This is a genomic window from Nonomuraea sp. B1E8, from assembly GCF_039871515.1.
Lineage (GTDB): Bacteria > Actinomycetota > Actinomycetes > Streptosporangiales > Streptosporangiaceae > Nonomuraea.
The window spans coordinates 70938-85667 of record NZ_JBDPLS010000014.1 but is presented as its reverse complement, the minus strand read 5'-3'; the positions used below and the strand labels follow the sequence as shown (position 1 = coordinate 85667).

Genomic DNA, 14730 nt, shown 5'->3' with positions numbered 1-14730 from the left:
TCTTGTCGTGGACAATATCGACAGGATGCTGATCGGCCTGCTCCAGGACGACGCGACGCGGTCGTACGCGATGCTCGGCAAGGCGGTGGGGCTGTCCAGCGGCGCCGCGCACGAACGCGTGCGCAAGCTGCGCGAGCGCGGCGTCATCAGGCGCACGACGATCGAGGTCGACCAGGAGACGCTCGGGCGAACGGTGACCGCGTACGTGCTGGTCGACGGCAACACGTGGATGGGCGACAGCGGTGACAGGCTGGCCGCGATCCCGGAGATCGAGGAGGCGCACGTCATCGCGGGGCCCGCGTCGGTGCTGCTCAAGGTGCGTACGAGCGGGCCCAAGGAGCTGCAGGACCTGCTGCGTCAGGTTTTCCAGGTGGACGGGGTGACGGGCACGCAGACGGTCGTCGTCCTGCAGACCCTCTTCGAACGGACCCTCAAGTAAACTCCAGGTATGACGAAGGTCGCCTGGAACACACGAGAGCTCACCGTAGGCCAGCTCGCCGAGCGCAGTGGCGTCGCCGTCTCCGCCCTGCACTTCTACGAGTCCAAGGGCCTCATCACGAGCCGCCGTACGTCCGGAAACCAGCGCCGCTACACCCGCGACAGCCTGCGCAGGGTCGCCTTCATCAGGCTGGCGCAGCGCATCGGCATCCCCCTGAAGACCATCAAGGACGCGCTCAGCCGGCTGCCCGACGAGCGCACCCCCACCCGCGACGACTGGGCGAGGTTGTCGGCCGCCTGGCGCGGCGAGCTCGACGACCGCATCGAGCAGTTGCAGCGGCTGCGCGACGACCTCACCGAGTGCATCGGGTGCGGCTGCCTGTCGCTGGACCGGTGCCCGGTGGCCAACCCGTACGATCGGCTGGGCGACGAAGGGCCGGGCGCCCGGCGCATCGACACCCGGCTGTGCCCTCCCCGGACGCTGTGCTGCGCCCCGCCCGCCGACACAGGTGCTGCTACGACGGCTCCTTCCGCGGGGGGACGATGAGCGTGGGCCGGCCCGCGTGGTGCAACACGTGGTTGGAGACGCTGCCGAGCAGCACCGATCTGACCCCGGCCAGGCCGCGCGAGCCGGTGACGATGAGCGAGGCGTCGATCTCGTCCGCCACGTCCACGATCTTCTTCCAGATCGACTCGTTGTCGGCCACCGCCCGATAGGTGACGTCGGACATCCCGCCCGCGATCGCCAACTCGGCCCCCTCCTTGGCGTGCTGCTCGGCCTGGGCGTGGGCCGCGTCCTCGGCGCCCGCGTCGAACGCCGCCGCGGCCAGCGGATATCTCTTGATCTGAACGAGCAGCGGCTCCCACACCGTGACCACGACGGTGGGCTCGGCGGTCAGGTGTTCGGCCGCGAACTCGATGGCGGCGCGCGAGTCGGCAGAGCCGTCGTAGGCGACGAGGATGGTCATGGTGTTCTTCCCTTCGCTTCGCTCTTTCAGCAGAGCACCGAAGCTCCACCGGTGAAGCACCGAAGCGATCAGGCGCCATTCCGGGGCCCGGTGTCTGCTTGGTCACACCGTCACGGACGGACGGGCGCCCAATTCCGGGTGGACGGAGGACTCATCCCGGCGGTGTGACCGGCCGCCTCCGGCCGTGCGGCGCCCGCGTGCCTGGATCAGTTGCCTAAGGCTATTAGGCAAATGCCTTATAGTTGTCGGCAGAAAGGAGGAGGCTTATGGTGAGAGCAGGGCTGACCCCCGAACGCCTGACCCGGGCGGGGGCGGAACTGGCCGACGAGGTCGGCTTCGACCAGGTGACCGTTTCGGAGCTCGCCCGGCGGTTCGACGTCAAGGTCGCGAGCCTCTACTCGCACGTGAAGAACTCCCAGGAGCTCAAGACCAGAATCGCCCTGTTCGCCCTGGAAGAACTCGCCGACCGGGTGGCCGCCGCCCTCGCCGGACGTGCCGGCAAGGACGCCCTGGCCGCATTCGCGGACGCCTACCGCGACTACGCACGCGAACACCCCGGCCGCTACGCCGCCGCCCGGCTCCGGCTCGACCCCGAGACGGCGGCCGCCAGCGCCGGCGTACGGCACTCGCAGATGACGCGGGCGATCCTGCGCGGCTACGACCTGACCGAGCCGGACCAGACACACGCGGTCCGGATGCTGGGCAGCGTCTTCCACGGCTACGTCAGCCTGGAGATGGCCGGCGGCTTCAGCCACACTCCCGTCGGCACACAGGAGTCCTGGGCCTGGATCCTGGACTCCCTCGACGCCCTGCTACGTAACCGGGCCGCGTCCTGACCCACACCGCTGACGAACTCTTCCCAGAATGGTGGAGACAATGATCACCGATTGGATCACCACGCCGGTCACCGCGGACCTGTTGCGCGGCTTCCTCGACGTGGAGACGACCGCGCACGGCCTGCTGCCGCATCGGCTGCCCGCCCGCGCGCGCCGGCAGATCCCCGACGACCGGCTGGCCATGGCCGAGGCGCAGCCCTCCGGCGTACGGTTGGCCCTCCGCACCCGCGCCACCACGATCGAACTGGACACCCTGCCCACCAAGCGGGTCTTCCACGGGTTCCCGCCCCCTGCCGACGGCGTGTACGACCTGCTGGTCGAGGGACACCTCGCCGCACAGGCCACGGTGGCCGGCGGCCGCGTCCGTACGATCACCGACATGGTCACCCAGTCCGCCGAGGTGCGTGAAGGGCCCGCCGGCACCGCCCGGTTCACCGATCTGCCGGCAGGTGACAAGGACGTCGAGATCTGGCTCCCGCATACGGAGATCACCGAGCTGATCGCCTTGCGCACCGACGCCCCGGTCGAGCCGGCGCGAGACAGCGGGCGCAGGGTGTGGCTGCACCATGGCAGCTCCATCAGCCACGGCTCGAACGCCGCCCACCCGACCGCGACCTGGCCGGCCCTGGCAGCCGCCCGGGGCGAAGCGGAGCTGGTCAACCTGGGGTTCGGTGGCAGCGCGCTGCTGGACCCGTTCACCGCCCGCGCGATGCGCGACACCCCCGCCGACCTGATCAGCGTCAAGCTCGGCATCAATGTCGTCAACGGCGACGTCATGCGGCTGCGCGCCTTCACCCCCGCGGTCCACGGCTTCCTCGACACCATCCGCGAGGGGCATCCGACCACTCCGCTGCTGGTCGTCTCCCCCATCCTGTGTCCGGTCCAGGAGGACACCCCCGGCCCGCTCGCGCCCGACTACGACGGCGTGACCCTGCGGTTCAAGGCCACGGGCGACCCGGCCGAGCGCGCCGCCGGGCGCCTGACACTGAACGTCGTCCGCGACGAACTCGCGCAGATCGTCGAACAACGTACGGCCGACGACCCGAACCTGCACTACCTCGACGGCCGTGCCCTTTACGGCGAGAGCGACTACGCCGAATTCCCGCTGCCCGACGAGATCCACCCCGATCCCGCAGGGCACCGCCGCATCGGCGAGAACTTCGCGCGCCTGGTCTTCGGCGACGGCGGCCCCTTCGCCGCGAAGACCGGCTGACGGCACCGGCCCGGCCGCGCGGCCCTTGGCAAGCCGCTAGTGCTGGGCCATGTCGACGAACCGGCTGTAGTGACCCTGGAACGCCACCGTCACGGTGGCGGTGGGGCCGTTACGGTGCTTGGCCACGATCAGGTCGGCCTCGCCCGCCCTGGGCGACTCACGCTCGTAAGCGTCCTCCCGATGCAAAAGGATCACCATGTCGGCATCCTGCTCGATAGAACCACTTTCGCGCAGATCGCTCACTTGAGGGCGTTTGTCGGTGCGTTGTTCGGGGCCTCGGTTGAGCTGGGAGATCGCGATGACGGGGACCTCGAGCTCCTTGGCAAGCAGCTTGATGGCACGGGAGATCTCGGAGACTTCGTTCTGGCGGCTCTCGACCCTCTTCGGCGAGCTCATCAGCTGGAGGTAGTCGATGACCACGAACCTCAGGTCGTTACGCTGCTTGAGCCGCCGGCACTTGGCCCGGATCTCCATCATCGACATGTTGGGCGAGTCGTCGATGAACAGCGGCGCCTCCGCCACCTCGCTCATCCGGCGGGCCAGGCGGGTCCAGTCGTCGTCGCCCATCATGCCGGAGCGCATGGCGTGCAGTGCCACGCGGGCCTCGGCGGACAGCAGGCGCATGGTGATCTCGTTGCGGGACATCTCCAGCGAGAAGATGACCGTGGTCATCCCATGCTTAATAGCCGCAGACCGGGCGAAATCCAGACCGAGCGTGCTGTTGTGCGTCGGTATACATGATCTGCTCACAAGGTACATGTGGTCGGCGTTGTCCACTTCAACGCATCGGACGGGACGCGATGGGACAGGGCGGACGTCGACGATGTAGCGGACCAGCGTGGTCGGGTGTGCGGCGCCGACCTGCCCGGACGCCTTGCGGGACAGCCGGAAGACCTTGTCAGGAGTGGTGAAGTTGATCATGTAGCAGGTGGAGGAGTCCTCGGTCCTGCCCTTGACCGGCTTCGTCCGCATGGTGGCCTTATAGCCGAGGCTCAGGATGAGCTCGAGGGCGTCATGGGCGAGCCTTCGGTTCGTCAGCGCGAGCTGGATCTGCCCCGCTGCGCTGACATAACCGTCAGTGTCGAGCAGGCCGGCCAGCAGTTCACGCCTCTGCTGCTCCGACCCACGCAGGTAGACCTGCGGGATGTGCTTGTCACGGAGGACTCCGAGCGTACGCAGAATGCCCTGAACGGTGCCATGACTCCTGTGGCACTCCTGACAACGTCGCAGGCCGCTCGTAGGCCTACCACAATCAGGACACGTCGGTGCCGCCACGGGCGCCGCGACGAATCGCGCCTCGCCTCCACAGGTGCGGCCGCACGTGCGCACCTCGGCAGTCCGCGGCACGAACGTGGAACCGCACACCACGCAGGCACGGACGCCGGCGGGCTCCGGCTCGGGAAGACTCATGCGATAGGTGATGGTGGAGCCCGCTCGCGTGATGCGCAGCCCTTCGGCCCTCAGATTAGCGATGATCTCCGGGTCGGTCGTGGTGAAGCGTGCCGCCGCGCTCTCGCCGTCACCGAGCCAGACCCCGAGCGCGTACGGCGGCAGCGGCACCTCCTGTGGCGCGAGGTCGAAGGGCGCCGCGACCGCCACCGCGTGGTTGGGCCGGTTGTCAGACGTACAGCGCAACGAAGCCGCGATCTCCTCAGTGGTGACCACGCTCTTGTGCTCTGCCGTCAGGGCTGCGTTCTTCGGCGTCGTGACGCGTGCGTAGAGGGCTCCGAAAAGCTCCGCCGCCGGATAGGCCGGGAGGTGTCGTACGTAGTCGGTGCGGATCGGCCCGCCCACGCGGGCAGGAATCTTGCCGACGGACCGGATCCCCTTCTGCACCGTGTGCAGGACGTGGCGGAATTCCTCCCCCACGAGCGCAAGCGCTTCGCGGTGAGTGACCGGCTTGTCGGGCTCGGTACAAGCCGACTGGCAGGCTTCTTCCACCCGCCGTACCGCTGCGTCGGACCAGTAGAGAGCTCGGCCGGCGTGCGCGGCCCGCCTGGACGCGCGGGTGGTGGTGCGCCACTGATGCTGAGCGTCCGCGACGATCACGGTGCCGTCGCCGAACTCCACCTCATAGCACGGCCGGGCGTAGATGATGTCCGTTGCGGCGACCACCCGCGTCGGGCGTCCGTCGGCTCCGATCAGCTGATCGCCGACCTTGACCTCACCCATCGTCGTCCAGCCCGTAGGCGTGGGCAGCGGGGTGTCGAGCGCGAGCGCCTTTCCGATGGCCGGGCGGGCGGCCACGACGATCATCTGGCCGGGGTGGAGGCCGTTGGTGAGCTGGTCGAGGTCCTGGAAGCCGGTGGGCACGCCGACCATCTGGCCGCCACGGCTGCCGATGGCCTCCAGTTCGTCGAGGGCGCCGGGCATGATGTCGGCCAGCGGTGCGTAGTCCTCGGACGTGCGGCGCTCGGTGACCTTGTAGATTTCGGCCTGGGCGCGGTCGACGAGGTCGTCGACCTCTTCGTTCTGGCCGCCGTAGCCGTAGGAGACGATGCGGGTGCCGGCCTCGATGAGGCGGCGGAGGATGGCCTGCTCCCGGACGATCTTGGCGTAGTAGCCGGCGTTGGCGGCGGTGGGGACGACGGCCGTGAGGGTGTGGAGGTAGGCGGCGCCGCCGACCCTGGCCATCTCGCCGCGTTTCTGCAGCTCGTCGAAGACGGTGACCGCGTCGGCGGGCTCGCCCCGGCCGTAGAGGTCGGTGATGACGTCGTAGACCATCTGGTGCGCGGGGCGGTAGAAGTCGTCGGAACGCAGGATCTCGACGACGTCGGCGATGGCGTCTTTCGACAGGAGCATGCCGCCGAGCACCGACTGCTCCGCGTCGATGTTGTGCGGTGGGGTGCGCTCGAAGCCTGGACCTGCGCCACCGGTCTCTTCGTCAATGCTCACCGCGCCCCCTCGCACCTCGCAGGCGGTCGCACCACCCCCACTTGTAGTCGACCGGTCTGACAGTTTCGCGGAGTCGCGGTCAGTCGGCAACGTGGCCTGTGGACAACCTTGTGGTCAACCTGTGCACTATCGCCCCCAGCCTGTGAAAGGCCTGTGGACGGGGCTGGGGATAACTCTTTCGGGTTTCGACGGAGACCGTCCTGAGCTGGGAAAAGACCGTCCACCGACTGTGGAGGGAAGAAAGTTTCCCCGACATGCCGTGTAAGGCCCATAATGGACTAATGCCCATTACCTCCAGAGACCGGGAGATCCTGCGGCTGGCCGTGCCCGCGTTCGGCGCGCTGGTCGCCGAGCCGCTGTTCCTGCTGGCCGACTACGCCATCGTGGGACACGGCCTGGGCACCACCGCGGTGGGCGCACTGGGCGTGGCGGGCGCGGTCCTCACCACGCTGGTCAACCTGTGCGTCTTCCTCGCCTACGGCACCACTGCCTCCGTGGCCCGGCAGACGGGCGCCGGCAACCACGACCGGGCCATGCGCAACGGCGTGGACGGGATCTGGCTGGCGCTGGGCATCGGAGTCGCGCTGATCGCCGTGTGCTGGCCGCTCGCGCCGGCCATCGTGGAGGTGTTCGGTGCGGCTCCGGAGCAGAGCGCGCAGGCGGTGACGTACCTGCGGATCAGCCTGCTCGGCGCGCCCGGGATGCTGGTCGTGCTGGCGGGCACGGGCGTGCTGCGCGGCCTGCAGGACACGGTCACGCCGCTGGTGGTGGCCGTGGGCTCGTTCGCGCTGAACGCGGCGCTCAACGCGTGGTTCGTGCTGGGGCTCGGATGGGGCATCGCCGGGTCGGCCTGGGGCACCGTGCTCGCGCAGACGCTCGGCGCGGCCGTCTACCTCGTCGTGGTGGTCAGGGGTGCGCTGCGGCTCGGGACGGCGCTGACGCCCCGGCTCGAAGGGCTCAGGCAGGCGGGCACGGCCGGGTTCGCGCTGCTCATCCGTACGGCATGCCTGCGAGTCGTGCTGCTCGTGGCCACCATGGTCGCCACCAGGATGGGCCAGGCCGAGCTGGCCGCGTTCGCCATCGCCACCCAGGTGTGGACGCTGCTCGCCTTCGCCCTCGACGCCATCGCCATCGCGGGGCAGGCCATCACGGGGCGCTCGCTCGGCGCGGGCGACGTCGCCGCGACCAGGGCCGCGACCAGGCGCATGGTTCAGTGGGGCACCTGGTCGGGCATCGTGCTCGGCGTGCTCGTCATCGCGGCGCGGCCGCTGCTGCCCGGGCTGTTCGACGCCGACTCCGCGGTCACCGCGCTGCTGCTGTCCGTCTTGTGGCCGGTGGCGTTGTTCCAGCCGGTGTGCGGGGTGGTGTTCGTGCTGGACGGCGTGCTGATCGGCGCGGGCGACCAGCGTTACCTCGCGTGGGCGGGGGTGTGGACGACGCTGGCCTACCTGCCCGCCGCCCTCCTCGCCGCCGGTTTCGGCGTGGTCGCTCTCTGGTGCGCGCTCGGCGTGTGGATGTTCGCGCGCCTGATCACCCTGGTACGCCGGGCCGCCGGCACTGCCTGGCTGGTGACCGGGGCGTGACCTGCTCGTGCTTGCCGTCGTCCACAGGGTGAGACAGGGTGGGCTCCCTGAGGGGTGTTCCGTGTCCACGATTCTGCGACGACTGCCGCCTTCTGAGGCGACCGGGCTGCGCACAGGCGCCCGGCACAGCCTGGCCGAGGTCTACCGCCCGGCCGACCTCGTGGTGCTCGGTTTCGGGGTGATGATCGGCGCGGGCATCTTCAGCATCGCCGGCCGGCAGGCCGCCACCACGGCCGGTCCTGGCGTGATCCTCTCGTTCATGATCGCGGGCATCGCGTGCCTGCTCGCCTGCCTGTGCTACGCCGAGCTGGCCTCCACGATGCCGGCCTCCGGCAGCGCCTACACCTTCACGTACGTCATCTTCGGCGAGGTCTGGGCGTGGATCATCGGCTGGGCGCTGATCCTGGAGCTGCAGTTCGCCGCGGCCGTGGTGGCCAGGGCGTGGGCCTCGATAACGGTCGGGGCCATCGCCGCCTTCGGCGTGCGCGTGCCGGACGCGGAGCTCGTGGGCGACGTGCTGGTGCTCGTGATCCTGCTCGTGCTCACCGGCATCGTCGCGCTCGGCGCGCGGGTCGGGCTGCGGGCACTGTGGATCATGGTGTCGGCCAAGCTGCTGGCCGTCGGGGCGGTCATCGTCGTGGGCCTGACCCAGGTCGACGTGGCGAACATCGGCGAGTTCCACGTGCCACCCAGGACGCTGCCGACCCCGCCCGCCACCGTGCTGGAGATCGTGGTCGGGCAGAGCCAGGCGTTCGGCTGGTTCGGCATCTTCGCGGCGGCCTCGGCCATCGCGTTCGCGTACATCGGGTTCGACGTGCTCGCCACCGCGGCCGAGGAGACCGTGAACGCCTCCAGGGCCGTGCCCAAGGGCATGATCCGCAGCCTGGTGCTCACCACGGTCATCTACCTCGCGGTCGCCCTGGTCATGGTGGGCATGGTCTCGTACACGCGGATCTCGGTGGAGGCGCCGCTGTCCAGCGCGTTCCGTGCGGCGGGCGTCGACTGGATGGTGCACGTCATCGACGTGGGTGCGGTGCTGGGCCTGACGACCGTGATCCTGGTGCTGATCGTGGGGCAGACCCGGGTGCTGTTCTCGATGGCCCGCGACGGGCTGATCCCCCGGAGCCTGGCGTCCGTCAGCCGCCGCTACCACACGCCCACCAGGGTGACGTTGCTGATCGGCTTCGTGGCGATCATGCTGGCCGAGTTCGTGCCGGTGCTCACGATGCAGGAGCTCGTGGTGATCGGCGCGCTGTTCGCGTTCCTGTTCGTCTCGGCGGGGGTGATCGTGATGCGGCGGCGCATGCCCGGCCTGGAGCGCGGATTCCAGGTGCCGCTCTCGCCGCTGCTGCCCGCGCTCTCCCTGGTGGCCACCCTCTGGCTCATGGTCAACCTGCGGGTGCTGACCTGGGCGTGGTTCGTCCTGTGGATGGCCTTCGGCCTGCTGGTCTACCTCGTGTACGGCCGCCGCCACAGCCTGCTGGCCCGGCCCCGCGACCCGGTCGAGCCGCCCCGCGGGCGGCACCGGCGCTAGAACCGCCCCGATTCGAGCACGCTGCGCAGGAACTCCCTGGTACGCGCGTTCTCCGGCTCGGTGAAGATCTTCTCGGGCGGCCCCTTCTCCAGCAGCACGCCCCCGTCGAGGAAGCACACCGTGTCCGAAATGTCGCGGCAGAAGCCCATCTCGTGGGTGGTGAGGACCATCGTCATGCCCGACTCCTTGAGCTCCCTGATGATGCCCAGCACCTCGACCACCAGCTCGGGGTCGAGCGCCGAGGTGACCTCGTCGAGCAACATCAGCCGCGGCTGGGTGGCCAGCGCCCTGATGATGGCCACCCGCTGCTGCTGGCCGCCGGAGAGCTGGTCGGGGTAGGCGCGCGCCTTGTCCGCCAGCCCGAACCTGGCCAGCAGGTCGTGCGCCTGCTCCTCCGCCTGCCCCTTCGCCACCCGGTGCACCTGCCGGGGCGCCAGCGTGACGTTGTCCAGCACGGTCATGTGCGGGAACAGGTTGAACGCCTGGAACACGATGCCCAGCCGCTTGCGCACGTCGTCGACGTTCGCGCGGGGATCGGTGATCTCCTCGCCGTCGAGGTGGATCGTGCCGTCGTCCACGGTCTCCAGCAGGTTGACGCAGCGCAGCAGCGTGGACTTGCCCGAGCCCGACGCGCCGATCAGGCTCACCACCTCGTGCGGCCGCACGTCCAGGTCGATGCCGCGCAGCACGCCGTGCCCGCCGAAGAACTTCCACACCCCGTCGATCGAAAGCACGCTCATGCGCCACGCCTCCTGCGCGTACGGGCGGCCAGATGGTCGGTGAACCTGGCCATGGGGATGGTGAGCAGGATGAACAGCAGCGCGGCGGCGAGGTAGGGCGTGTAGTTGAACGTGCTGGCCGCGTGGATCTGCGCCTGCCGCAGGGCCTCCAGCGGTCCGATGGTGGCCACCAGCGCCGTGTCCTTCTGCAGCGAGACGAAGTCGTTCAGCAGCGGCGGGACCACCCTGCGGGTGGCCTGCGGCAGCACCACGAACCGCATGGTCCTGCCGTGGCTCAGCCCGAGCGAGCGGGCCGCGGCCACCTGGCTGGGATGGATCGACTCGATGCCGGAGCGGAACACCTCGGCGACGTAAGCGCCGTAGGAGAGGGTCAGCGCGATGATGCCCAGCGTGGCCAGGTCGGTGGGGATGCCCTGCAGGTTGAGGGCGGGGAGACCGAACCCCACCAGGTAGATCACCAGGATCGTCGGCACGCCGCGGAAGATGTCGGTGTAGAGCGTGGCCAGCGCCCGGATCGGGAAGAACGCGGGCGTCCTGATGCCCCTGGCCAGCGCCACCAGCAGCCCCACGATCAGGATCAGCGGCTCGGCGATCAGAAAGATCTTGATGTTGAGCAGGAACCCGCTCAGCACGTCGGGCAGCGCCTCGCGGAACTGGCCGAAGTCGAAGAACGTCTCCTCCACCCGCGGCCAGCCCGGCGAGCGCGTCACGATCCACGCCACCAGGACGACGAAGACGACCGTCGAAGCCGTCGCGATGGAGGCCGTGCGGCGGCCCCGCGACCTGCGGAACCGCTCGCGCTCGGCCTGCCGCTCCGACTTGACCCACTCGCTCACCGAGAGATCACTTCAGCTCGGGCGCGCCCGCCGCCGAGCCGAGCCACTGCTGCTCGATCTTGGCCAGCTCGCCCTTCGACTTCAGCGCGTCCACCGCCTTGTCGACGCAGGACTTGAGCGCGCTGCCCTTCTCCATGACCAGCCCGAACTCCTCCGGCGTGCCGCCCGTCGAGCTGAACTGCCCCACGATCTTCGAGTTGTCCACCTGCGCGGCCGTCACGTAGAACGCCGTCGGCAGGTCGACGACGATCGCGTCGACCTGCTTGTTCTTCAGCGCGTTCACGGCGTCGACCTGCTCGTTGTAGACGTTGGGGTCATCGCTGGGCTGGATGACGCTCTTGACCGCCTCGAGCGAGGTCGTCCCCACCTGTACGCCGATCTTCGCGTCCTTCAGCTCGGCCAGGCTCTTCGCCCCGGCCACCTTGCCCCCGTCGACCGCCACGACGGCCTGCTTGACCGTGTAGTAGCCGTTGCTGAAGTCGACCGCCTTGGCCCGGTCAGGCGTGATCGAGACCTGGTTGATGTCGAAGTCGAACTGCTTCTTCCCCGGAGCGTAGGCCGAGTCGAACTTGACCGTGCTCCACTGCACCTCGGTGCGGTCGAAGCCGAGCTCACCCGCCACGGCGAACGCCACCGCGCTCTCGAAACCCTGCCCGTTGTTCGGGTCGTCGTCCTTGAACCACGGCTCGTAGGCCGGCTTGTCGGTGCCGACGGTCAACTTGCCGGGGGTGACGAGCTGGAGTTGCTCCTTGGCACACGCGGTGGAACCGGTCGGGGCGGCCGTGGTGGCCGTGTCGTCGACGGGTGCGCAACCAACGACCGCCACCGCGAACGCGAGCAGCATCAAGGGACGGGCCATGGCCTAGCCTCCAGGGGGAACGTGCGAAAGAACGACGGCATTCTACGCTGCCCTAATAGGAAATATCGTTCACGGGTGCCCCTTTCACCACGGCAACCGGGCAACGTGGGCTCGCGTCACGGCGCTCAGCCGGTGACGGGTCAGAGGCCGTTTCCTGGAAGGCCCTCAGCCGAAGTGCGGCGGGTGGCGAGCCACGGCAGCGCGTAACAGAAGAAGGCAGCACTCCGGGTGGCGGGCGCAACGGATGGAGACAGCACTCCGCGCGGGCTCGCCGTTAGAACTCGCCGCAAAAAAGAAGGCCCCCGCACGGAGCGGGGGCCTTCGAGCAGGTCAGCCTGCGACGACCTCGACGTCGATCGAGGCGGACACCTCGGGGTGCAGCTTGACGGTGACCTTGTGCGAGCCGACGCTCTTGATCGCGTTGACGATCTCGATGCGGCGGCGGTCGACGATCGGGCCACCGGCGGCCTTGACGGCCTCGGCGATGTCGCCCGTCGTGATCGAGCCGAACAGGCGGCCGGACTCGCCGGCGCGGGTGGCCAGGCGCACGCGCAGGGCGCCGAGCTGGCCGGCGACCTCCTTGGCGGTGCCGAGGTCGCGGATCTCGCGAGCGTCGCGGGCCTTCCTGATGGTCTCGATCTGCTTCTCGGCGCCGCGCGTCCAGCGCATGGCGTAGCCGCGCGGGATGAGGTAGTTACGGCCGTAGCCGTCCTTCACCTCGACGACGTCGCCAGGGGTGCCGAGGCCGGAGACCTCGTTGGTGAGGATGAGCTTCATGTCGACATGCCTCCTTAGCGCGCCGTGCTCGTGTAAGGCAGCAGGGCCACCTCACGGGCGTTCTTGATCGCGGTCGCCACGTCGCGCTGGTGCTGGGTGCAGTTGCCCGTCACCCGGCGGGCACGGATCTTGCCGCGGTCGGAGATGAACTTCCGCAGCAGCGCCGTGTCCTTGTAGTCGACGTAGGAGATCTTGTCATGGCAGAACAGGCAAACCTTCTTCTTGGGCTTGCGCAGTGCCGGCTTGGCCATCGTGGTGCTCCTCTCAGAGCCCCGCACCAGGGCGGGAATGGACAGTCATCCGCTTGCGCGGATCTTGGGTGTTAGAAAGGCGGTTCGTCGCTGAAGTCGTTGCCGCCGCCGCCGAAGCCGCCGCCCTGCTGGCCGCCTCCGCCGCCGAAGCCGCCACCACCACCGCCGCCGCCCTGGGGCGGGGCGGGCGTCGCGGAGGCCCACGGGTCGTCGGCCGGGCCGCCGAAGCCGCCGCCGCCACCCTGGCGGGAGGTGCGGTTGACCTTGGCGGTGGCGTTGCGCAGAGACGGGCCGACCTCGTCGACCTCGACCTCGTAGACCGTGCGCTTCTCGCCTTCCTTGGTCTCGTAGGACCGCTGCTTGAGCCGCCCCTGCACGATGACCCGCATGCCGCGCTGGAGGCTCTCGGCGGCGTTCTCCGCCGCCTGCCGCCACACGTTGCAGGTCAGGAAGAGGCTCTCGCCGTCTTTCCACTCGTTGGTCTGGCGATCCATGAACCGCGGAGTGGATGCGATGCGGAATCGAGCCACCGCTTGCCCCGTCGGGGTGAAGCGCAGCTCCGGGTCGTCGACAAGGTTGCCGACAAGGGTGATTACGGTGTCGCCTGCTGCCATGGCTAGCGCTCGCCTTCCTGCACGCCTTCGCTTGGGTTTCGGCTCAGACTACGGTCCCGGCCCGACAGAATGCCGGGCAACGAGCTTGCTCAGTGCACGTCGGGACGCAGGACCTTGGTGCGGAGGATGCCCTCGTTGAGGTTCATCTGCCGGTCGAGCTCCTTGACCGTCGCGGGCTCCGCGGACAGGTCGATGACGGCGTAGATGCCTTCGGACTTCTTGTCGATGTCGTAGGCGAGACGGCGACGGCCCCAGACGTCGACCTTCTCCACGGTGCCGCCGTCGTTGCGGACCACGGTGAGGAACTGGTCGAGGGACGGCGCGACGGTGCGCTCATCGAGCGAAGGGTCCAGAATGACCATTACTTCGTAACGACGCATGCGGGACTCCAACCTCCTCTGGACTCTTGCGGTCACGACACTCTGCCGTGACAGGAGGACGCTGACGTCTAGGCCCTGACGCCCCTTTCGGCGCCCGGGGGTGATGGGTCATCCATCACAACGCAGCGTGCCCAAGGTTACCAGCCTCGACAAGGTGGGAAAGCCTTTAGGAAACCGAGGGGGTGGTGGTTGTGCCACATGTGCTTCAGCCCTCCGAACAGGAGCGGTTCCGTCTCAGGCTCAACACCGACGGACGTTCGCACCCGATTGAGAACACGCTGGCCGTCGTCACACTGGTCTGCGGCGTGGTGGCTTTCGTGGCGACGTTCTGGGCCTCCGCGCACATGATCGCGTCCTGGTTCGGCACGCTGGGGTTCGGCGTCGGTCTCTACTCTCAGTACATCTCGGCGACCACGCCGCAGCGCACCCTGAACGTCGTCGGGCTCGTGGGTTCGTTCGTGGGCGCCGCGCTCGGCATCGCCCACGGCGGCTTCCTTCCCCATCCGTGAGCCCTTCGGCGGAGCAACGGCCCCGGCGTCCCCGCCCGGGGCCGTCATTGATGCGGACTTATCCGCTGATGTGCAGGTCTATCCCGAGCAGCACCAGGAACCAGAGGAAGACGGAGAGCAGCGCCTCGGCGAGATCCTTGAGGAGTCCTGGGGTGATGTAGTCGTAGACCCATGCGACGTAGATGCCGATGACCACGTAGATCAAGATGATCAGCGCTCGTAAGCGCCAGCGGCTCATGGTTTCTCCTCGAATCGGGGGTGCCAGGCGACTTCCCCGGCGCGCCCTGGTCAAACGGA

17 protein-coding genes are annotated in these 14730 nt (G+C 68.8%); 7 read left to right on the top strand and 10 right to left on the bottom strand.

What is annotated here, in order from left to right; genetic code table 11:
* Positions 1-7 precede the first annotated feature (7 nt).
* Both ABGA98_RS36315 and soxR read left to right on the top strand, forming a co-directional pair.
* Positions 8-439, top strand: coding sequence for an Lrp/AsnC family transcriptional regulator (locus ABGA98_RS36315; RefSeq protein ID WP_347622968.1), 432 nt, complete (start codon positions 8-10; stop codon positions 437-439).
* A 9-nt stretch (positions 440-448) separates the two neighbouring features.
* The gene (soxR, locus tag ABGA98_RS36310; RefSeq protein WP_347622967.1) at positions 449-985 is read left to right on the top strand and encodes a redox-sensitive transcriptional activator SoxR; all 537 of its coding nucleotides are present in this window, start codon (positions 449-451) and stop codon (positions 983-985) included.
* On the opposite strand, the gene ABGA98_RS36305 is transcribed toward soxR, so the two are convergent.
* Positions 954-1406: a universal stress protein gene (locus ABGA98_RS36305; RefSeq protein WP_347622966.1), complete on the bottom strand. Its 453-nt coding sequence runs from the start codon at positions 1404-1406 to the stop codon at positions 954-956. The genes soxR and ABGA98_RS36305 overlap by 32 nt on opposite strands.
* A 266-nt stretch (positions 1407-1672) precedes the next feature.
* Between ABGA98_RS36305 and ABGA98_RS36300 the strand changes: the two genes are divergently transcribed.
* Together ABGA98_RS36300 and ABGA98_RS36295 are read left to right on the top strand one after the other, a co-directional pair.
* A complete protein-coding gene (locus ABGA98_RS36300) occupies positions 1673-2242 on the top strand; it encodes a WHG domain-containing protein (protein WP_347622965.1) in 570 nt (189 codons plus the stop codon).
* A gap of 40 nt (positions 2243-2282) precedes the next feature.
* Positions 2283-3455, top strand: coding sequence for a GDSL-type esterase/lipase family protein (locus tag ABGA98_RS36295; protein WP_347622964.1), 1173 nt, complete (start codon positions 2283-2285; stop codon positions 3453-3455).
* 36 nt (positions 3456-3491) lie between these two features.
* Here the strand turns inward: ABGA98_RS36295 and dnaB are convergent, their stop codons facing one another.
* Positions 3492-6350, bottom strand: a complete 2859-nt coding sequence (gene dnaB, locus ABGA98_RS36290) for a replicative DNA helicase (RefSeq protein WP_347622963.1) — start codon at positions 6348-6350, stop codon at positions 3492-3494.
* Positions 6351-6631: 281 nt separating this feature from the next.
* Between dnaB and ABGA98_RS36285 the strand changes: the two genes are divergently transcribed.
* Positions 6632-7933: an MATE family efflux transporter gene (locus tag ABGA98_RS36285; RefSeq protein ID WP_347622962.1), complete on the top strand. Its 1302-nt coding sequence runs from the start codon at positions 6632-6634 to the stop codon at positions 7931-7933.
* Positions 7934-7994: 61 nt separating this feature from the next.
* Positions 7995-9467 carry an amino acid permease gene (locus tag ABGA98_RS36280; protein WP_347622961.1) on the top strand — a complete coding sequence of 491 codons (1473 nt, stop codon included), beginning with the start codon at positions 7995-7997 and terminating at the stop codon, positions 9465-9467.
* Here ABGA98_RS36280 and ABGA98_RS36275 read toward each other — a convergent pair.
* From ABGA98_RS36275 to rpsF, 7 genes are all read right to left on the bottom strand, one after another.
* Complete coding sequence (locus ABGA98_RS36275; protein ID WP_347622960.1) at positions 9464-10207, bottom strand: amino acid ABC transporter ATP-binding protein; 744 nt, start codon at positions 10205-10207, stop codon at positions 9464-9466. The two genes, ABGA98_RS36280 and ABGA98_RS36275, sit on opposite strands and share 4 nt — an antisense overlap.
* Entirely contained in the window at positions 10204-11043 is an 840-nt protein-coding gene (locus tag ABGA98_RS36270) for an amino acid ABC transporter permease (protein ID WP_347622959.1), read from the bottom strand. The genes ABGA98_RS36275 and ABGA98_RS36270 overlap by 4 nt, the downstream gene beginning before the upstream one ends.
* Before the next feature lie 7 nt (positions 11044-11050).
* Positions 11051-11902 carry an ABC transporter substrate-binding protein gene (locus tag ABGA98_RS36265; RefSeq protein ID WP_347622958.1) on the bottom strand — a complete coding sequence of 284 codons (852 nt, stop codon included), beginning with the start codon at positions 11900-11902 and terminating at the stop codon, positions 11051-11053.
* A gap of 330 nt (positions 11903-12232) precedes the next feature.
* Positions 12233-12679, bottom strand: coding sequence for a 50S ribosomal protein L9 (gene rplI, locus ABGA98_RS36260; RefSeq protein WP_347622957.1), 447 nt, complete (start codon positions 12677-12679; stop codon positions 12233-12235).
* 14 nt (positions 12680-12693) lie between these two features.
* A complete protein-coding gene (rpsR, locus tag ABGA98_RS36255) occupies positions 12694-12930 on the bottom strand; it encodes a 30S ribosomal protein S18 (protein WP_020543048.1) in 237 nt (78 codons plus the stop codon).
* A gap of 71 nt (positions 12931-13001) precedes the next feature.
* Positions 13002-13544, bottom strand: coding sequence for a single-stranded DNA-binding protein (locus ABGA98_RS36250; protein WP_347622956.1), 543 nt, complete (start codon positions 13542-13544; stop codon positions 13002-13004).
* An 89-nt stretch (positions 13545-13633) separates the two neighbouring features.
* Positions 13634-13924, bottom strand: a complete 291-nt coding sequence (gene rpsF, locus ABGA98_RS36245; protein WP_026214314.1) for a 30S ribosomal protein S6 — start codon at positions 13922-13924, stop codon at positions 13634-13636.
* Between the two features lie 191 nt (positions 13925-14115).
* On the opposite strand from rpsF, the gene ABGA98_RS36240 reads away from it, so the two are divergent.
* Positions 14116-14433 carry a hypothetical protein gene (locus tag ABGA98_RS36240; RefSeq protein WP_347622955.1) on the top strand — a complete coding sequence of 106 codons (318 nt, stop codon included), beginning with the start codon at positions 14116-14118 and terminating at the stop codon, positions 14431-14433.
* Positions 14434-14491: 58 nt separating this feature from the next.
* Here ABGA98_RS36240 and ABGA98_RS36235 read toward each other — a convergent pair whose 3' ends face one another.
* Positions 14492-14671, bottom strand: a complete 180-nt coding sequence (locus ABGA98_RS36235; protein WP_132597084.1) for a hypothetical protein — start codon at positions 14669-14671, stop codon at positions 14492-14494.
* Positions 14672-14730 lie beyond the last annotated feature (59 nt).